Below are 19121 nucleotides of genomic sequence, written 5' to 3'. Positions count from 1 at the left end.
GGGGAAAAATGTGAAACCAGGCATGCAAACATGCCTGGAGTTACGCGAAATTCAGATGAAATTTATTGAACAACAGTACCACCAGCTTTTTGGCAGTCTTCTTGAGACATTTCAGCCACACCTTTGCCTTTACAAGCGTTTTGGCCTTTACAAGCGTTATCTGCAGTTTTGCAAGCGCCTTGTCCTTTACATGCATTACCACCTTGGCATTTTACCATGCCAGCAGAAGTATCAGCAGCAAAAGCAGGGGTCAAAGCAAACATAGAAGCAGCACCCATTGCAAGAGCAACGCCTGTTAATTGTAATTTGTTCATTACTAAATTCCTTTTAGAGTTAGTTAAATATAGCTATAAGGCAAAATATAATTTAGCCCTTCGCATTTTAGAAATTTATATTTAATTTTGTCAAGTTCACCTTTGAAAAATAATGGTTTTCCTTAGTGTTTAGCCAAATCGCAGGAATAACGGCAATAAGCGGCCTCCACTCATCCCTACTCCCAAAACAAAGTCTATAATAGAAATAATTAATTTAATCTTGATTAACAATAAAATATGGATCAACCCTTACTTACACCCAAAGAAATTTTTGAATTCATTAAACAGCATGAGCCTTTTAGGTTTATGAGCGATGCATGCCTTGCAAAACTTTCTCGTGTTTTGGAAATCGAGTCTCGAACCGGTGATTCCCTTTTGATAAAAAAAGGGGAAAATATGAATGATCTTTACATTTTAATTAAAGGTCGTCTTTACTATCAGATAACCGATATTGAAGGAAATATAACGTTTCAAGGCGAGTTACATGAAGGGTCAATTATAGGCGAAATGGCTCTTTTATCTGATTTACCACGCTCTGCGAATGTCTATACCTTACGCGACAGCATTATATTAAAATTATCGAAAAAAAATTTTTTGAAATTGTGCAAAACTTTTCCTGAACTACTGAATAAAATAACCCAATTCACCATTCAACGACTAACCAATTCACTGCAGGGAATTCATAGCGCTGCTGCACGTGATAAATCCATTGCTCTAATCCCTGTAAGACCAATACAAGACCTCGAATTTCAATTGCAAGAAATGATTCGTCGTTTCTCTTATGGAGAAAAAATTCTTTTATTAAACAGCAGTTATCTGGAAAATAAAACAAATCTGCTGGATGTAAATGGAAATATGAGTAATGAAGGGATTTTATGGATTAACCAACTAGAAAAAGAATACTCCTTTATTTTCTACCTAGCCGATGAAACAATAACAAGCTGGACTAAATTTTGCGTTCGTCAAGCTGATTCGCTCGCTTTTTTAGCGCTTGCAGAAGAACATGATCCTGCGTTATCTGAGGTAGAAAATTACATCTTAACGATGCAGAGTAATTTTATTAAACGAAACGTATTAGTACTTCTTCATCAAACTGCAAACCCACCAAACAATACGCAAAACTGGTTAGAAAAACGGCCCTCTGTCAACAGTCATTTCCATGTTCGAAATAATACAGAGGAAGGTACTTCTCGAATGATGCGTATCCTTACTGACAATACTATTTCCTTAGTACTCAGTGGCGGCGGAGCACGAGGTCTTGCCCATATAGGGGTTTATCGCTTATTAGAAGAACGAGGAATACCTGTAGATTACATTGCCGGAACAAGCATGGGGGCAATGCTCGCGGCTGCTTTTGCCATGGGATATTCCTCCAGTGATGTTTTGAAATATGTGGAAGAGCATTTAATTAAAGGCGCCAAGATTGACTTTACCTTTCCCTACATCGCGATTGCTACAGGCAGAAGAGCCACAGACAGTCTTATTGAGCTCTATGGTGAAAACAGTCAAATCGAAGATTTATGGCTTAACTATTTTTGCGTATCAACAGATTTAATCAGCAAAAATTTATATGTCCATGATAGAGGACGATTATGGGAATCCATTCGCTCCAGCATATCCCTGCCTTTTATTTATCCGCCAGTGTCTTTTAATGACAAACTTCTGATTGATGGCGGGATACTCAATAATATCCCTACTAATATCATGAGACAGTACTCTCATAGCAGTAAAATTATTGCTTCCAATATCAGCATTAACAACATATTTAAATTAACACCATTACCCTATTCACTTTCTGGTTGGAAACTGCTGTACAATAAATTTATGGGGAAAGAGTCCATATTACCTATTAACCTAGGTGAGTTGGTATTGAGGCTATTAACCATAAGCTCTCATCAAAATACTTCGAAAATGATGGCCATGGCAGATTATGGTATTACTTTAAAAATAGACCAATACGGCATTCTGGATTTCAAAAAATACAAAGAAATTGCTGAAGCGGGTTATGTACAAGCAAAAGCTCAGTTTACTGCTCAAAATTTAGCTGAACTATTACAAAGCACTCCTCAATATGATGCGGATAAACTCATATAAGGTAATCTTTAAAGGGTTATTTTTTATTCTTTCGTGCCATAGCCTGATCAAAGAGAGCTCTTTTCTCTGGAGGTAACGATTCTCGTCGTAAAGCCATCATTTCTTCAACTGTACCTTGTATGCAATCTGGAGTAAGTCGATCGATAATTAGAAAGCCATTTAAATGATCAATTTCATGTTGTAAAACCCGAGCATAAAATCCTTCTTCAATTTGTTGATGAAAATCGCCTGACTCATCATAATAACTCACCGTGATTTGCTCATAACGAGGAACTTTCCCAGATTTGCTGGAAACAGAATAGCAACCTTCAAAATCTTGGTGCATCCCAGAAGCTGCCATCGGTTCGTAATTTGGATTAATCATAATATGCATAGGATAGAACTTTTTAACATTATCACGCAATAAAGTCGCTTCTTCGGGAATATAAACAGCAATTATTTTTTTTGCACAGTTTACCTGGGGCGCGGCCAAGCCAACCCCGCCCAGTTCATGCAATTTCGTCTTCATTGCAGCAATTAACTCTTTATCTTCCTGGCTTAAAGGAAACTGGACTTCTTGAGCCTTGCTCTTTAGAACCTGGCGGTATTGAGGTTGTTCTACAGTTACTATGTCCATAGCCATACTCGCGGTACTCCCTAGTAAGAAAAAATATAATGTGAGCCCCAAGCACACCTTATCCATAGATTTAACTCATTTTCTTTATATTTGCTGTTTGAACTGCAAAATAATCTTTAGCCTGATAAATATGATCCGCATCAATACCAACGCGTAGCGCTTCGACCAAATCCTCTTGGTGCTGGCTAATAACACGAAGTTCTGAAACAGGTACATCTGTAAATTGTTTCGTAACCAAATAATTGAGTAACGACATCGTTGAGCTGGGATCAACCGTTTGGTTTTCCTCTTGTGTTTTAAATAGTTGGTAACGGTAAGATAAACAAAGAAATATGCCCGGAGCAATTTCAACCGGCTCTTTGTCTTCCTTAATACTTAAATCAATATTTCGATAAAATTTAATGGATGGATAGGCTTTTCGCAACATATTGAGAATCTGTAACACATGCAATTCATTGGTGTTCGCAATGAAATAAATAGGATCTCTTTTAGGCTTAGACTCAACTGCTTGTGAAACTTCTGCATTTAAATCGCTTCCCTCCGCTTCATGAATTAATGCTGAGAGATAATCTGCCTTTGACTCATCCCATTCAACTTGTGAATTCCAAGCATTTTCTAAAAGCATCCTTGCAAAAGTATTGGAATACAACTGCTTGCCTTTTAACTCCTCCATCTCCCCTTCTTCAGGAGTTGCATCCTCAAGAAATGAAAAAATCTTCAATAAACGCTCCAGAAACTGCTCTGTGGTGAGCTTGCCTAAGCGATAAGGCTGAATCAATTTAGAGTCATTTCTACCCAGTTGATACATAAGCCAAGCATAATTTGTCCATGATTGAAAGAAACTGGAACAACAACTGAAATACCCAGTAGAATAACGATCGCAAATATCTTCAAATGCTCGAACACAGGTGCTGATGGGTTTCAAGGCATGTATGGCTGATAAATTGACAATAAGTGGCATGAGTTCAATTACCTGGGTATTTTTTTGCCGATTCTATCCCAAATAATAAAGTGATTCAAATGAAGAACTTACTTTGCAATTCAAACCAGTTCCGTCGTATTTGCAAACTCCAGGTAAACCCTAAACTCCTAAATGATAACTGTGATAATATGTTCGCTTTCTCAAACATCTATACTTATGCAAACACCAAATACAATACTGCTGCGTACATTAAGTCAGCATGATGAAGTCAATTTTCTCCTGAGCATGCAAAAAAGCCGGGACTTTCACTATCCTTTTGTTAAGGCGCCCCAAACTTCTGAGGAGTTTCAAGCCTATTTCCAAAAATATCAGCACGCGGATCGCCGATGTTTTTTAGCATTAAACCAAAATGAAGAGATTATCGGTGTATTCAATATTAATGAAATGATACACGGTATGTTTCAAAGTGCGTATATGGGTTATTTTGCATCGGTAACCTATGCTGGCCAAGGACTAATGAGTCGAGCATTAAAACTGGTTTTAAAAGAAATTTTCTTAGAATTAAAACTGCATCGCATAGAAGCAAACATCCAACCTACTAATACGGCATCCATTCATTTAGCCACCCAAAATGGCTTTCTTAAAGAAGGATTCTCCCCAAGATACTTAAAAATAAACGACGTATGGTGCGATCATTTCCGCTTTGCTTTAACCTATGAAGATTGGTTAGCAAATCAATAAAGCCGCGCTCAAAGCCTTGTCTTCTGAGTGAATGTAGCGGAACCAGAAGTTTTAGCCCATGGATTTTCCCTAATTTTGCTACGTTCCCTGGCTATATGAATACTCCTTACCAGACTCTAGCCAATAACTGTCTATAGCCTGTAATGACTTTATCCGCAATTAAAAACTGATGTCTGTCATAGGTTGTCATCAAACCAATTACTTGCATCCCTGCCACTTTAGCTGCTTTGACTCCATGTAATGTATCTTCGATGACCAAACAGCGTCCAGGAGCAACCTTTAAACGTTTGGCTGCTAGCAAATAACCTTCAGGGGATGGTTTGCCGCTCTGCACATCTTCTGATGTAACAATGGTATCAAAATAAGCCTGTAATTTTCCCTTTCTTACTTTAGAGAGTACCGCGGTGATTTCGGGGCGGCTGGATCCGCTACAAATGGCAATTTTATTAATTTTAAAAGAAATTTTAAAAATAAATTGCTCAAAATCTACAATCAGAGGTATGGAATCTCGATGATGAATAATATTGATATAGGCCATGGCTTTTTGCTGGATCAACTGTTTGATTTCTTTATCCGAACAACGAACTCCCTCATTGTGCAATAACCTTGGAAACATGTCTTTATCAGAAAAACCCAAGTATTTTTTCATATATTCAGAATAGCTTATAGTTATCCCTAATGACTTAAGTACATGACAGCATGCTTCATAGTGAAGAGGTTCGCTGTCTAAAATAACTCCATCAAAATCAAAGATAATCGCGTCATACATGATAGTTCAGCTCCATTTTATCTTCTTGTAGTTCATAGGGGATTGCTCATTTTTTATTATATTTAACCTTTACAATTAAAAAAATATAATAACTCATTTGGTACTGAATGTATTATAAAATAGTCACTAAACATTGATCTGCATGCAAAAGAACTTCTTTACCAAGAGGTAATACACATCGCCTAGAAAAATGTCCGTACGGAAAATTTTTAATACAAGGTACGTTCATCCGCAATGACCATTCTTCAATCACATCCTCAACAATCCCATCACGCTCCGGAAAATATTTTGCGACGCAGCGAGCAAATTGTCCAAAAATAACACCATTAACTTCCCTAAAGACTCCAGCCATATCAAGCTGAGATAAACGGCTATCTACCTGATAAGGCTCTGCACCTACGTCTTCTAACAATAAAATACAGTCCTTTATTTCGGGTTGATAAGGTGTCCCCATTAATGAAATCAAGGCCTCCAAATTGCCACCAATCAATCTCCCTTTGGCGATACCCGGTTGCACTGTTTGCCCTTCTTTGATTTGAAATGATTCTCCTGCAAGACATGTCCATAGAGTCTGCTCAATTAAAGAATCGAGTGGACCATCTCCTAAATCACCAAATACAAATCCTGTACAAGAAATCATTCTCGCCTTCTTAAGTAAAGCCACGTGTAAAGCGGTAGTATCACTAAACCCGCATAAATATTTGGGCCGAGTTCGAATAAGATCATAGTCAAGAAGAGGTAGTATTCGTTGCGCTCCATAACCTCCGGCAATCGCCATGATCACTTTAACCTCATCATCCATAAAAAAACCCATAACATCTTTTGCCCGGAATTCGTCTTCACCGGCTAAAAAACGATCAGTAGCACGCACATACTGTCCCAGCTTCACTTGAAACCCTTTTTGCTGTAGGTAGGAAGTACCAACTTCCAATATGCCCGGGATCATGGGACTGGATGGAGTAATCAGCCCAATGGTATCTCCAGGTTTTAGTGGTTCAGGGTAAAAGTAACGCATCCTTACTCTCCGGCAGGCTCCTTCCAAAAATGCTGCTTATACGATTATCTTGGTTATTTCAAAATAACCTCCAAAATAATACTTTGTTTTTTTCAATCAATCGAGCCTGATTTGATAAACTTGACAAAGCGGGAAGATGAACCAAAATTTAAGAACCATAAAAGGGGAATTATTTTGATGTTATGAAAAAACATCCATGCCTATCATCTACAACCAATTCATCGCCCCAGAAAAAGGAGTTCTTATGTTGGTCATGAAAAACAAGCACAACAACCTCGAAGAAATCGTATTAAAAAATGTGTTATTTTTCTTGTGATTGTAAGATCACAGGGTTTAAACGGAGAAAATTATGGCTACTTCAAAAAAACCTAAGGAAGAAAAAGCCCTAATGCACGAAATTGAAATAATTTACAAACGCCGATCCATACGTAATTACACATCAAAAAAACTTGATCCGACAACCATTAATGCATTACTTGATGCCGCAGTTCAAGCGCCTACTGCCATGCATGAAGAACCATGGTCTTTTGCTGTAATTCAAGATCAGGATACATTAGATCGTTTATCAGACAGTGTGAAAGCACTCATTTATTCAGAATCCCTTAACTATTCAAAAATACAGATGAAATATCTGCAAGAACTTATAAATGATCCTGATTTTCATGCATTTTATAATGCAAACACCCTCATCATTATTTACAGTAAATATCATGGCCATTTTGTAACTGCAGATTGTTGGTTGGCAGCCGAAAACTTAATACTCGCTGCGTGTGCTCAAGGACTGGGAACCTGTGTTATCGGCCTTGCGGTTTCGGCATTAAATACCCCTGAATGGAAAACAAAACTGAATATTCCCTCTGATATAACAGCAATTGCCCCCATTATTGTAGGGTTTCCAGCTGCCCCTCAACCGGTAGTACCGCGCAAATTACCAGAAATTCTCGTATGGAAATAAAAGTATAAATATTGTTACCGAAAAGTATACTAAACATACCTGTACTAGCTGTATTCATCTGCCACAGTTAAGGATGAAGAACAAATAACGGACTTTGTAAAAGCCCATAAAAAGCTTCCTCCGTTTCCCATTAAAGTGCTCAAATTTCCCATTTATTGTGAGCTCTCTTTAATCTGCAAGCAAATCATGAGTTGCTTTTTGATAAGTATTTAAAAAATCATCTTGAACAACTACAGCCATATGATCAATCGCATGTACTGCGCCCGCTTTCTTAAGAATCCCTGTTTTAAATTGCCAATGGGCAGGCAACTTCAGTTTTGCACCCAACTGAGCTAGAGATTGTTCTGTTTGTGGTACTTTTTGCACACTATAGGATTGCATGACAAACACATTGCCTTTGGGGTCAATGAGTTCATAAACAGGTTTTCCCGCATCATAAATCCACGTTGTTGTTCGAGCGACATCCCGCAGCTTATAAGGGGCATCTAATAATACATCCCTTAAACGAATATAGAGTACTCCCGCTTCGCGCATAGCCAACCCATTAAATGTCATGATATCCGGATTAACTAGAGCAGAATTTTGCATTCCATCAATTGTCCAGTAACGAGGACCATTCAAGTAAACATGGGTTGATCCTGTAGCTTTTTCTACATCCTTTGGTGTTATCTTATCCCAAATATTTTGTGGGCAATTATTAAGTCCAATCGTATTATACACTGCATAATAACCAATACTTTTAGAAAAAATAATCTCGCAATAACGCATATTCCGCAGATTAAATTTTTGTGCTGCTGAAGAAACAGCTGGGATAATCAATAAAATCAATAAAACAGCAATAAAAGCGTTTGAATAACTCATTCGACAACGCATAGTTACTCCTCCCTGTAGCTTAATTTATTAGAAATCTTCCTACAAAAAAATGATAAATATCTCTAACCCATAATGTAACCCGTTCAAAAATTCAAATAACATCTCAATTTTAAATTTTATTTTTTGTTGTCCAAAGTAAGCAAAAATGGCAGATCATAACGCATACGAATCCTACGAGACCTCCCAATATAACGTGAGTAAAGCGCTCTGAAGCAATACTCACTGAATGAGTCGCCAATATCACAGCTGTTGTAACAAAGAAGCACCGAAAAGTATATGCAACTGCATAACGACGAAAAGCCACTAAAGTTAAAAAAACACCACACACGTTAAACGTCAAATCAAAAGGGGTATTGGGAATGAACTGACCTAATAAAATACCTAATGGTACACCAATGGAGACTCCAGTAACGCGTTGACGTAATTTTTGTGGGGTTGTCGTTATATTACCGGTCACAACACTTGCCGCCCCCCAAATCATCCATTGCCCGTTTTCCATTTGCACATACTCAACTAAAAATGCAGAAATAAAAACAGCAAGTGCTATAGCGATCATGCTTTCAAGATAAGGCTTTTGTTCTCCGAAATCACCTAACCCTCCTAATCGCAAGGGATGATAATGGGTGATACGCTTTTTATAAAATGCTCTCATTTTATCAATCTGCGCAATCAATAAAGTAGGAATTAATGCAAACACTAAATACGGTAAGAATTGAGGCGCTTGATAAAACATTGTTGCGGGCTTAGTCTCAGCTGCAAACTCCGTAGCAAGAATAATGGCAGGAATAAAAGTCCAACTTCCCAAAGGACGCAACTTCTCTCCTTTTATTGTTACCCAGATCACAATCGTTGCCGCAAGGGAACATGAAACAACATACAGCATAGGCGTTATTTGGGTTAAAAAAAGCAAATAAAACATTGCAATAATCATACTGCCATGGAGTAACACACCTAATGCAGTCAGCGCCAGTCGTTCTTCGACAATTAGGGTCGCCATAGTCAAAACGGACGACTGGAGCCAACGTGGATTATTGGTGCTCAAATAAAGAAATGCGAAAGGCAATACTACACTAATACCTCTTAACAACGGCCATATCAGAATCTCATCTTTTATTGTTTGTATTGTCTTAGAAATAACCTGCATCAAATCCCTTTTAATTCATTTACCGTTACAATTTGTGCTATTTTTTGCATTAATTGGATGGAAAATTGATGTTCCTCCTGATTCGCCGCTGCACAAATATCTTCAACGATACACACATTATAATCACGATCATGGGCATCTCGGGCAGTGCTTTGCACCGCCCAAGAGGTGCTTACTCCTCCGATAATAAGCCGTTCAATTTGATTTGCTCGCAATGCTGCATCAAGTGCCGTTCCATAAAAGGCACTAACTCGAGGTTTTACAATGACTAAACTATCACCAATTTGCAATTCCGGGTGAAATTCAGTTCCTTCAGAACCTAACTTAAGTGCACCCAATTCATGAACTTTACCAAAAATAGGAGAGTGTTTCGGTTGCTCCATATAATGTGCACTAAAACCTACTTTAACCATTATGGGTAACCAATTTTTTAGTTTTGCAATTTCCAGAACCTTATTTACCTTTTTAATTACATCTCGCTCCTGTGCATGTGAAGCGGAACGCGCGATTTTACCTTGAGGATGCATGATATCAATAATATAATCCAAACCGATAAATGCAGTACGCATAGTATTACCTCCATCAAATACTTTTGGATATCAATAAAACTAGAGCAATATTAATCTACTTACTTATGCTTACATATAGGGCATACATAGCAGCACATCAAATCACATCATTTTGGGCAAGAAGACTGGAATTGTTCTACACGTCTAGTTTTTTTATCAAATAACAACCTATAGAATTATTGGCATGGTCGGATCGTTCATAACTCTATAGAAAAACCCAATTTTTGGTACCAGACACATGCCGGCCAATCTTTTAAAGTAAAAACTGTCATCATGTTACATCCCTTATTTTTCGCCCATTCTTCTGCTTTAGCAAGTAGTGCTTTTCCATATCCTTGATTTCGAAATCGCTCATCGACCTACAAGCCACCAATTTCAGCTGGGCCAAAATTATCAAATCCCGAGATTGCAGCAATAATATTGTGATGCGCGTCATACGCTGCATAAAAATAACCACCTGTTCCTGCAAGACCAATTTGGGCGGCGTACTGATCTATCCCCTTGCAAATGGCGCCGTGATCCTCTTCACTTGGATTTTCTATAAAAACGATTGGATGCATTTATTAATTCCTAAAACATTCATTTTTACCCATTGATTCATATGGGAAAATCCCTCCTTTAATATATTGTTCTTCTGCAATAAATCAGACATAATTTCATCAATTATCGAAGAGTAATGATTTAATTATGCCAAATAAATATACAAAAAAGAATAATCATCCCCCATAGCACAACAGGAGCGCTGAAAAACTCAGGTTAATTCCGTACATTTCAGTTCAGCAGGCAATAGAAGATATCACTCTGAAGTAACTACTAGAAAGAGATAGGTTTTAGAAAGGACAACTTTTTATGCAATGGAAAGTAATACTGCATTTTTGTTTTAGCTTAGCATTCTTATTGGCTGCTTCCTCAGTACTTGCTTATGATCAACCCGTTGTTAACCTGGGTTATACCAGTTTTTATGATGGGAGTCCTCCTTCCGGCCCAGGTTTTTATTTCCAAGATTATTTTCAGTACTACACTTCCAATCGGTTTAATGATAACCAGGGTAATAAGCTTCCTCTGCCACGTACTGAACTTGATGTTGTTGCAAATGTGACTCAGTTCATCTATGTAACGACAAAAAAAATATTCGGAGCTAATTTAGGTTTTGCCACACTTTTGCCTTGGGTAGTTAATGCCCGTGTGGATGACGGATTAGATAATAGGATTCTAAAAGCTGAAAATGGTCCTGGAGATTGGTGGGTCGGGCCTGCGCTGCAATTTGATCCAATTATGCGAAAAGACGGCAAAGGGCCTTTATTTGTTCAGCGCTTTGAACTGGATGTAGTTATACCAACAGGACGATACAGCAGTCTCAATGCAATTAATCCCGGGAGCAATTTTTTGTCGTTAAATCCCTACTGGGCTTTTACGTTTTGGATGACGCCTAAATTATCCGCTGCGGCACGCCTGCATTATCTATGGAATGGTGTCAATCATAGTCCTAACGTTGCTTTTGGACCTAATGTCCATTCCACCCAAGCAGGACAAGCGGTTTTTGGGGATATTGCAGTAGGATATGCGGTAATAGAGAAGCTCACTGTGGGCTTAAATGGCTATTTTTTCAATCAGATTACCGACACTCTGGTAAATGGTATTGATGTTCCCGATCGCAAGGAGCGTGTTTGGGCAATTGGTCCAGGGATGGTCTATAGTCTTAGCAAAAACCACTTTATTTTTTTAAATGTGTACTCTGAACAAGGTGCCCGAAATCGCGCCCAAGGTACAAATGGAGTACTGCGCTTTGTGGCACATTTTTAATAGAATTCGCGCCAAACTGTAAAGAGACATGATCGAAGAAAAAATATTGGAAAGCGCGCGGTATATACTAATAGTACTAAGTTAACGAGTAAAATCCTTTTCATCCACGTCCGCGGCTTTTCCGGGGGATCCAGGATCCGGCAGAATAGATCGCCTGGATTCCGCGAACAAGCCGCGGAACGTCGAAATGAGTACCATTACAGTGTACATGGTTTTTGAAGGCATTTTTTTGCAGCTGGGGTTATCGTTTACCAAATCCCCCGCCTCCAGGCGTTTCAATAACGAAAACATCACCTGGATGCATTTCTATACCTGCACAACTCCCTAATTCTTCTACATGACCATTTGCACGTTGAACCCAATTGTGTCCAGGTTTACCCGAAGCCCCTCCTTGCACCCCATAGGGAGGAATGACACGATGACTGGAAATAATATTTGCAATCATCTTCTCTAAAAAACGAATTCGTCGAACAACACCGTCCCCACCACAATGTAAACCGCCCCCCCCGCTTCCTGTGCGAATGGAAAATTGCTCGAGCAGAATTGGGAAACGCAACTCTAGAATTTCTGGATCGGTAAGATACGTATTCGTCATATGAGTATGGACTGCAGAAGCTCCATCAAAATCAGGTCCAGCTCCAGCCCCGCCACAAATCGTTTCATAATATTGATATTTTTTATTGCCAAAAGTAAAATTATTACACGTTCCTTGGGATGCAGCGACTACTCCTAATGCACCAAACAAGGTATCAACAATGCATTGGGAAGTTTCAACGTTACCTGCAACAACCGCAGCAGGATAACTTGGATTTAAAATACTTTTTTCAGGAATAACGAGTTCAATCGGCACAAAACAACCACTATTTAACGGAATATTTTCAGCAATCAGGCAGCGTAGAACATATAAAACAGCAGCCTTACAAATTGCTGTGGGTGCATTAAAGTTGCCCGGATGTTGATTGCAACTTCCGGTAAAATCAATATGCATCCGTTTTGTTTGTTTATTAATACTCAATGCGACCTTAATTGGGCTGCCATCATCTAATGCATAAGTAAAATGACCATTACCCAGCTTACCTAATAAACGCTCTACTGATGAAGTCGCATTATCACGTACGTATTTCATATAAGCATGCACTACGTTCAAACCGAACTGCGCAATTAAATCCAATAAACTCTGTACACCCGAGGCATTTGCTGCAATTTGAGCCTTAAAATCCTCTAAATTTTGATGAGGGTTACGCGCTGGATATTTTGCTTTGGTGAGCAGATTTAATGTGGCCTTTTCTAAAAAACGGCCTTGATCCATGATTTTAAAATTATTGATCAGTACCCCTTCTTCCTCGACAATTTTGCTTTCCGCAGGAATCGATCCAGGAGTAATCCCGCCAATATCTGCATGATGCCCGCGTGAACCAACTAGAAATAACAAATTACTTCCTTGTTTATCAAAAACAGGAGTGATCAAAGTGATGTCCGGTAAATGGGTCCCGCCATTGTAGGGGGCATTCAAGACATATACATCATGAGGATGAATCCGCGGATTGTCCTTTAAAATGGATTTAACGCTCTCGCTCATTGAGCCTAGATGTACCGGAATATGAGGCGCATTGGCAACGAGCTCGCCTTCCTCATCAAAAATAGCGCAAGAAAAATCGAGTCGTTCTTTGATATTAACCGAACTTGCTGTTTTACGTAAAACCTCGCCCATTTGCTCCGCGATACTCATGAAGCGATTATTAAATATCTCTAATAGGGCAGGATCAATTTGAGTCGTTACTTCTTTAGCAGCCGGGGTTTGATATCGTGTTAATAATAAGTATTTTTGTACAGTCACTTCAGCCTGCCAGCCTGGTTCCACAATGGTGGTCGCATTAGCCTCGATAATGACGGCGCAACCTTTAATGCAATCCCCAGGAATTAATTCACCTCGATCATATACGGAAGCTTTATGGTAAGAATTCTGAGTAAAAATTTTAACGGTTTCACGTTGTGGAATTTTATTTTCAGGACGGTGCTTAAATGGTTCTTCAGTCAATTCAATAGAGGTTTTACTAGGAACGGCACATTCCAGAGAAATTGCTTCAGCAATCAGTTTTTTTCTGGATGAGGCAAATCCAAAAGTTTTACGATGTTGCTCTATAAATCTCTGCCGCATGGATTTAATGGTTCCAAATGCAACGAGTAATGTAGTATCTGAGCCTTCATAACGTAAGTGCACTTGCCGTTTGCATGCCACAGCTTTATTGGTTAATCCCTGGGATTTTAATGCCCTATGTGCCTTTTGCTCTATTTTTTTAAAATTTGAGCGCAAAAAAGAAAGAATACCGCGCTGCAATGCTCTTTCAATTGCTTGTTCATGCATGACGCTGATTTCTGCCAATCCCATTCCGTAAGCAGAAAGCACACCTGCCAGGGGATGAATTAATATCTTTTGGATTCCTAAGTTATCAGCAACCATGCATGCGTGCTGTCCTGCAGCCCCACCAAAACAATTTAATACATACTGCCGCACATCATAACCACGTTGTATGGAAATTTTTTTTATCGCATTCGCCATATTCTCCACTGCGATGTTGAGATAACCTTCTGCAACTTCTTCAACTGTTTTTTTCCTTCCCGTTTCTTTTTGAATTTTTTCTGCTAAAGCCTGAAAATGCTCATTCACTACGAGCGCATCAATTTCTTGATTGGCTGCAGAACCAAAGATTTTAGGGAAAAATTGAGGTTGTATTTTACCAAGCAACACGTTGCAATCAGTTATAGTGAGCGGACCACCCCGACGATAACAGGCAGGCCCTGGATTTGCTCCTGCTGACTGAGGTCCTACAGTATAACGTTGGCCATCAAAATTAAGAATTGACCCTCCCCCGGCTGCTATAGTATGGATAAGCATCATTGGCGTTCGGATATGTACACCACTGAACTCATAATCGTAGCTGCGCTCATATTCGCCTGCGAAATGAGAAACATCAGTTGATGTTCCCCCCATGTCAAAGCCAATAACCCGATTAAAACCAGCAAATTGGCTGGATTTAATCATACCAATCACTCCTCCGGCTGGACCTGAAAAAAGACTGTCTTTACCCCGAAAAAGTTTTGCATTCACTAACCCCCCATTGGATTGCATAAAAAACAATGGGATTTTTCCTAACTTATTTTGCAGGCTTTGAATGTAGTGTTGTAATACTGGAGAAAGATAAGCATCAACAACAGTAGTCTCGCCACGACTTACCACTTTCATTACGGGTGCGACTTCATGACTCACCGAAATTTGGGTGAATCCTATTGCCTCAGCAATTTCCCTTAATTTTTTTTCATGCTGATTAAAGTGATAGGCATGCATCAATACGATAGCAAGCGTGCGATATCCTTGAGCAAAAGCTTGTTCCATTTTTTTTCGCGACGCTGCTACATCTAAGGGCTGTAAGACTGTGCCTTTTGCATCAATTCGCTCCTTAATTTCAATCACTTCTTCATAAAGTAAGGTAGGTAATCTAATATTGAGTGCAAAAAGTTCGGGGCGATTTTGATACCCAATCCGCAATGCATCAGCATAGCCTTGAGTAATCGCTAACAGGACTTGCGCTCCTTTTCGCTCAAGTAAGGTATTCGTTGCTACTGTTGTTCCCATTTTAATGAATGCAATGTCATCCGCTGGAATAGAAGTGCATTTGAGGATGTCTTGAATTCCCTGAACGGCCGCATCTGGATAGCGTTCAGGATTTTCAGAAAGTAATTTATGGCTACTTACACGCCCTTCAGGACTGCACGCGACAACATCGGTGAACGTGCCGCCTCGATCGATCCAAAACTCCCATTTATTTTTTTCCATCTTGCCGCCTAGGTCCATGGCCGCTCATTGTTATTAATTATACTACACAACATCCTATACAGTGCCCTGGATTTAGGAAGTGATTTTAAAAAAGCAACGGAAAAACCGAATAACACTACTACAATCTGGATGACATGAGTAGAAATAAGCAGAAAAGCAATTATTTGAATGTTTATTTTGGACATCTCATTTTTCCCCGCCTAAAATTACAATGATTGCATCGTTTTAAGCCTCGATAAGGACAAATTATGTGTCGATTCGTAGCTTATATAGGAAAAGAAAATATTTTATTAGCGGATCTTTTAATAAAGCCGAATAATTCGCTTATAAAACAAAGCCTCCTTGCCCGTGAATCACGTACTTTGACTAATGGTGATGGGTTTGGATTAGGGTGGTATACTTCATTCTCTAGAGCACCGGCTTTATTCACATCGCTTTACCCTGCATGGAACGATCAAAATTTAACCTATTTGGCAAAAAAGACCCAGTCGCATTTGTTTTTTGGCCATATACGTGCAGCAAGTACAGGAGGGATCTCTCAATTTAATTGCCATCCTTTTATATATAAAAAATGGTTATTTATGCATAATGGGTGGATACCCTACTTTGAAAAAATTAAACGTCAAATTCATAATTTATTGGACAATGATATTTATAATTGGATTAAAGGCAATACCGATTCAGAATTGATTTTTGCATTATTTTTGCAATTAGCAAAAAATGTAAAAATAAAAAATGCTTATGATATATACGATACGTTGCTAAAAACATTGAACATAATTAACGAATTAGTAAAAAAATATCATGAAAAAGGAGTATCCTATTTTAATATTTGCATTACAGATGGAAAAAGGATCGTTGCGTTTCGTTCATGTACTTCTCCATGCATTAAACCTGAAACGATGTACTTCTCCGTAGGAGAAGATCCTGTACAAAAAACAACAAATGAAACCATTTACAAATACATCATCATTGCTTCTGAAAAGTTATCAACCAATAATGGATTTAGATGGCAAATTATTCCGGCGAACCATTGTTTCATGGTTGAAGCAAATTTAAGTATTTCATTACAAAAGCTTTAGTTGTAAATACTAAGGACTATGCAATGCGCATTAAAAAAATTGAAAACTATAAAATTGATTGTGAATTATTTGAAAAAAATTTAATTGCTGAAACCCAGCTTTTAGAACAATGGTTTACAAAAAATTATTTTAAATCTGAACGGATGAATGCAGGCGCAGAAATTGAATTTCTTATCTTGGATAAAGAATATCAATTAACGCCTCATAATATTCTTTTTACTAAAAAATTAAAAAATCAAGACCTGGTAAGAGAAGCAGGAGGTACTCAACTGGAAATTAACACTCCAGTTTTTCACTTAAGAGATAATTTTTTATCTCTACTGCATCAAAATATTTTAACTACATGGAATAAATGTTGTGAAGTCGCGCTTAATACCCAGCATCACTTGGCGCTCATAGGTTCAATACCGCAAACAAACCCTGCACTTTTTCGATCTTCCTATATTACGCCTAAGAATGCTTTTCTTTTAATGAATGAGTTTGTAACCAAATATCGCAAAGAAGAGCCTTTATTTATTCATATCAAAGGAAATGAACAGCTCCAGTTATCTCCAGAATCTTTAGCTATAGAAGGTTTAATATGTGCTTTGCAACTTCATATCGAAGTTCCCCAAGATCAATTAGTTCATTATTTTAATATTATTCAAATATTATCCGCTCCCTTATTAGCCCTGAGCAGTAATTCGCCTTACTTTTGTGGGAAAAATTTATGGAGCGAGACACGAATTGGTATTTTTGAACAACTTTATACATTTCCTTATCCATTGCAAAAAACCGTTTTTTTTGAACCTAGTTATATGCAAGAAACTCTATTTCCTATTTTTGAAAATAATTTAAACAATTTTCCTTATCTCTTGCCTTTAGCAGCTTATGAAGAACCCATTGATAATATGTTCCATGTCCGATGTCAAAATAGTTGTATTTTTCGGTGGAACAGACCTATTTTAGATTTTAATAAACAGAATGAACCTTATCTGAGAATAGAACACCGGGCATTATCTACAGGCCCAACTGTAATCGATATGATAGCAAATGCTGCGTTTTTTTATGGCATCACTTATTATTATGCAAACACATCACCTTCTTTGACCTCTTTAATAACTCATGAATCTACTTTAAAAAATTTTTATGCGTCAGCCCGTTATGGATTAGAGGCGAGATTAAATTGGAATACAGGTAAGATTAAGGCCAGAACCCTTTTAAAAAACTTATTACCCCTGGCTTTAAAAGGACTTGAAGATTTAGGAATAAGCTCTGTTGATGCTCATTTTTATTTAGATATCATTAAAACCAGGCTTTATAAAAATCAAAATGGAAGTATCTGGCAAAAGAATCATCTTGCAAAACATAAAAATGATTTTAATTATATGCTGGAACAGTATATTAAAAATCAATATTCAGAAACACCGGTTGCTGATTGGAACTTGAATTAAAAATACCTTTATTCCGGTTGCGTGTAACTATCTTTAGCCACGCCCCTCGTAAGCCGGGGGACGTCGAAATAGAGTTGGACTGATTCTTCGGGGATGTGTATCGGATTCAATTTGCACGTAACTGGGTTACCCGCGCAGAAATAAACAAAAATCTATTTTCCTTTTCGCAAAACTATGGCAAAACGTAAGAACGTATCGTTTTTTTGAGAAATCCAATGACCTTTCCATTTAAGATCGTTGACATGACCCATACACTTTCGCCAGAAAGTCCCTCTTGGGATATAGGCTGCGGCTTTAGTCATAAAACAATCCTAAATTATGACGAATGTTCTACTGCAGTACAATTTAAAGTGCAAGAAATGAGCATGCCAGCAGGAATTGGCACCCATATTGACGCTCCAGCCCATTGCATTAAAAACGGGCTTCACGTCGCCGAGCTCGATCTTATCGACCATCATTTAATTACCCAATGTGTGGTGATTGATGTAAGTCATCAGTCTCATGAGCGCTACAGTATCACCGGGAAAGATATCCTGGATTTCGAGAAAAAATATCGAACAATTTCCGAACATTCATTTGTAATTTTTTATACTGGCTGGGAAAAGCATTGGCATGATACCCAGCAATATAGGAATAATTTGGTTTTTCCCTGTATTAGTGAAGAAGCCGCACACTTAATTCTGGAACGAAATTGCGCAGGTATCGGGATTGATACCTTGTCTCCGGATAGGCCAGAAAATGACTATATCGTTCACCAGCTGATGCTCGAAAACAACAAATATATTGTTGAAAATGTTTTTAATGCAACAAAATTACCTGCAGTAGATGCCTTCAGCATGATTTTACCTATGAAAATCGCTGATTTAACCGAAGCCCCTGTGCGTTTAATTGGTCTTTATTGATTTTGTTTTGTTACTTTATATAATCCATCGTATTCATTCAATTTCCTGGAAGGA

The 19121-nt window shown here is 38.2% G+C and carries 17 protein-coding genes and 1 pseudogene; 7 read left to right on the top strand and 11 right to left on the bottom strand.

The features are described from left to right. Window positions 1–62: 62 nt before the first annotated feature. Window positions 63–314: a BufA2 family periplasmic bufferin-type metallophore gene (gene bufA2 / locus LXO92_RS06975; protein ID WP_019233847.1), complete on the bottom strand. Its 252-nt coding sequence runs from the start codon at window positions 312–314 to the stop codon at window positions 63–65. 237 nt (window positions 315–551) lie between these two features. Between bufA2 and LXO92_RS06970 the strand changes: the two genes are divergently transcribed. Continuing rightward, window positions 552–2408 (top strand): cyclic nucleotide-binding and patatin-like phospholipase domain-containing protein, encoded by a 1857-nt coding sequence (locus tag LXO92_RS06970; protein WP_182351948.1) that lies wholly within the window; start codon window positions 552–554, stop codon window positions 2406–2408. Between the two features lie 16 nt (window positions 2409–2424). On the opposite strand, the gene LXO92_RS06965 is transcribed toward LXO92_RS06970, so the two are convergent. Next, the gene (locus LXO92_RS06965; RefSeq protein WP_232890677.1) at window positions 2425–3030 is read right to left on the bottom strand and encodes a peptide deformylase; all 606 of its coding nucleotides are present in this window, start codon (window positions 3028–3030) and stop codon (window positions 2425–2427) included. A gap of 64 nt (window positions 3031–3094) precedes the next feature. Further along, on the bottom strand, window positions 3095–3985 hold the full coding sequence (locus tag LXO92_RS06960) for a hypothetical protein (protein WP_182351946.1): 891 nt from the start codon (window positions 3983–3985) through the stop codon (window positions 3095–3097). A gap of 177 nt (window positions 3986–4162) precedes the next feature. On the opposite strand from LXO92_RS06960, the gene LXO92_RS06955 reads away from it, so the two are divergent. After that, a complete protein-coding gene (locus tag LXO92_RS06955; RefSeq protein ID WP_182351945.1) occupies window positions 4163–4687 on the top strand; it encodes a GNAT family N-acetyltransferase in 525 nt (174 codons plus the stop codon). A gap of 106 nt (window positions 4688–4793) precedes the next feature. On the opposite strand, the gene LXO92_RS06950 is transcribed toward LXO92_RS06955, so the two are convergent. Both LXO92_RS06950 and LXO92_RS06945 read right to left on the bottom strand, forming a co-directional pair. After that, on the bottom strand, window positions 4794–5456 hold the full coding sequence (locus tag LXO92_RS06950; RefSeq protein WP_182351944.1) for an HAD family hydrolase: 663 nt from the start codon (window positions 5454–5456) through the stop codon (window positions 4794–4796). A 112-nt stretch (window positions 5457–5568) separates the two neighbouring features. Next, complete coding sequence (locus LXO92_RS06945; protein WP_232890676.1) at window positions 5569–6471, bottom strand: S66 peptidase family protein; 903 nt, start codon at window positions 6469–6471, stop codon at window positions 5569–5571. Between the two features lie 349 nt (window positions 6472–6820). Between LXO92_RS06945 and LXO92_RS06940 the strand changes: the two genes are divergently transcribed. Then, window positions 6821–7426 (top strand): nitroreductase family protein, encoded by a 606-nt coding sequence (locus LXO92_RS06940; RefSeq protein WP_232890675.1) that lies wholly within the window; start codon window positions 6821–6823, stop codon window positions 7424–7426. 168 nt (window positions 7427–7594) lie between these two features. Here LXO92_RS06940 and LXO92_RS06935 read toward each other — a convergent pair whose 3' ends face one another. The 5 genes and pseudogenes from LXO92_RS06935 to LXO92_RS06920 form a co-directional block, all read right to left on the bottom strand. Next, entirely contained in the window at window positions 7595–8299 is a 705-nt protein-coding gene (locus LXO92_RS06935) for a hypothetical protein (protein ID WP_232890674.1), read from the bottom strand. Between the two features lie 109 nt (window positions 8300–8408). Beyond that, entirely contained in the window at window positions 8409–9443 is a 1035-nt protein-coding gene (locus LXO92_RS06930) for an FUSC family protein (protein ID WP_182351940.1), read from the bottom strand. Then, the gene (locus LXO92_RS06925) at window positions 9443–10012 is read right to left on the bottom strand and encodes a cysteine hydrolase family protein (protein ID WP_182351939.1); all 570 of its coding nucleotides are present in this window, start codon (window positions 10010–10012) and stop codon (window positions 9443–9445) included. Before LXO92_RS06925 ends, LXO92_RS06930 begins: the two co-directional genes overlap by 1 nt. A 197-nt stretch (window positions 10013–10209) precedes the next feature. Beyond that, a pseudogene (locus LXO92_RS17270) lies at window positions 10210–10359 on the bottom strand (GNAT family N-acetyltransferase); the annotation flags it as partial. Window positions 10360–10371: 12 nt separating this feature from the next. Then, a complete protein-coding gene (locus LXO92_RS06920; protein WP_182351938.1) occupies window positions 10372–10572 on the bottom strand; it encodes a hypothetical protein in 201 nt (66 codons plus the stop codon). A gap of 289 nt (window positions 10573–10861) precedes the next feature. Here LXO92_RS06920 and LXO92_RS06915 point away from each other — a divergent pair, with 289 nt between their 5' ends. After that, window positions 10862–11815: a SphA family protein gene (locus LXO92_RS06915; protein WP_182351937.1), complete on the top strand. Its 954-nt coding sequence runs from the start codon at window positions 10862–10864 to the stop codon at window positions 11813–11815. Window positions 11816–12056: 241 nt separating this feature from the next. Here LXO92_RS06915 and LXO92_RS06910 read toward each other — a convergent pair whose 3' ends face one another. Beyond that, window positions 12057–15650 carry a hydantoinase B/oxoprolinase family protein gene (locus LXO92_RS06910; RefSeq protein ID WP_232890673.1) on the bottom strand — a complete coding sequence of 1198 codons (3594 nt, stop codon included), beginning with the start codon at window positions 15648–15650 and terminating at the stop codon, window positions 12057–12059. 248 nt (window positions 15651–15898) lie between these two features. Between LXO92_RS06910 and LXO92_RS06905 the strand changes: the two genes are divergently transcribed. The 3 genes from LXO92_RS06905 to LXO92_RS06895 all read left to right on the top strand — a co-directional run bounded on the left by LXO92_RS06905 (window position 15899) and on the right by LXO92_RS06895 (window position 19067). Beyond that, complete coding sequence (locus tag LXO92_RS06905) at window positions 15899–16732, top strand: class II glutamine amidotransferase (protein WP_182351935.1); 834 nt, start codon at window positions 15899–15901, stop codon at window positions 16730–16732. 23 nt (window positions 16733–16755) lie between these two features. Then, window positions 16756–18165 carry a glutamate-cysteine ligase family protein gene (locus LXO92_RS06900; RefSeq protein WP_182351934.1) on the top strand — a complete coding sequence of 470 codons (1410 nt, stop codon included), beginning with the start codon at window positions 16756–16758 and terminating at the stop codon, window positions 18163–18165. 215 nt (window positions 18166–18380) lie between these two features. Beyond that, on the top strand, window positions 18381–19067 hold the full coding sequence (locus LXO92_RS06895; protein WP_232890672.1) for a cyclase family protein: 687 nt from the start codon (window positions 18381–18383) through the stop codon (window positions 19065–19067). Window positions 19068–19121 lie beyond the last annotated feature (54 nt).

Origin of the sequence: Legionella resiliens, from assembly GCF_021344005.1 — a bacterium.
GTDB lineage: Bacteria > Pseudomonadota > Gammaproteobacteria > Legionellales > Legionellaceae > Legionella > Legionella resiliens.
The sequence above is the reverse complement of the archived record's forward strand: the minus strand, read 5'-3'. Positions and strand labels throughout refer to the sequence as shown.

Coding starts and splice junctions, on each gene's coding strand:
- bufA2 (WP_019233847.1), bottom strand. CDS start 314: ATGAACAAATTACAATTAACAGGCGTTGCTCTTGCAATGGGTGCTGCT.
- LXO92_RS06970 (WP_182351948.1), top strand. CDS start 552: ATGGATCAACCCTTACTTACACCCAAAGAAATTTTTGAATTCATTAAA.
- LXO92_RS06965 (WP_232890677.1), bottom strand. CDS start 3,030: ATGGCTATGGACATAGTAACTGTAGAACAACCTCAATACCGCCAGGTT.
- LXO92_RS06960 (WP_182351946.1), bottom strand. CDS start 3,985: ATGCCACTTATTGTCAATTTATCAGCCATACATGCCTTGAAACCCATC.
- LXO92_RS06955 (WP_182351945.1), top strand. CDS start 4,163: ATGCAAACACCAAATACAATACTGCTGCGTACATTAAGTCAGCATGAT.
- LXO92_RS06950 (WP_182351944.1), bottom strand. CDS start 5,456: ATGTATGACGCGATTATCTTTGATTTTGATGGAGTTATTTTAGACAGC.
- LXO92_RS06945 (WP_232890676.1), bottom strand. CDS start 6,471: ATGCGTTACTTTTACCCTGAACCACTAAAACCTGGAGATACCATTGGG.
- LXO92_RS06940 (WP_232890675.1), top strand. CDS start 6,821: ATGGCTACTTCAAAAAAACCTAAGGAAGAAAAAGCCCTAATGCACGAA.
- LXO92_RS06935 (WP_232890674.1), bottom strand. CDS start 8,299: ATGCGTTGTCGAATGAGTTATTCAAACGCTTTTATTGCTGTTTTATTG.
- LXO92_RS06930 (WP_182351940.1), bottom strand. CDS start 9,443: ATGCAGGTTATTTCTAAGACAATACAAACAATAAAAGATGAGATTCTG.
- LXO92_RS06925 (WP_182351939.1), bottom strand. CDS start 10,012: ATGCGTACTGCATTTATCGGTTTGGATTATATTATTGATATCATGCAT.
- LXO92_RS06920 (WP_182351938.1), bottom strand. CDS start 10,572: ATGCATCCAATCGTTTTTATAGAAAATCCAAGTGAAGAGGATCACGGC.
- LXO92_RS06915 (WP_182351937.1), top strand. CDS start 10,862: ATGCAATGGAAAGTAATACTGCATTTTTGTTTTAGCTTAGCATTCTTA.
- LXO92_RS06910 (WP_232890673.1), bottom strand. CDS start 15,650: ATGGAAAAAAATAAATGGGAGTTTTGGATCGATCGAGGCGGCACGTTC.
- LXO92_RS06905 (WP_182351935.1), top strand. CDS start 15,899: ATGTGTCGATTCGTAGCTTATATAGGAAAAGAAAATATTTTATTAGCG.
- LXO92_RS06900 (WP_182351934.1), top strand. CDS start 16,756: ATGCGCATTAAAAAAATTGAAAACTATAAAATTGATTGTGAATTATTT.
- LXO92_RS06895 (WP_232890672.1), top strand. CDS start 18,381: ATGACCTTTCCATTTAAGATCGTTGACATGACCCATACACTTTCGCCA.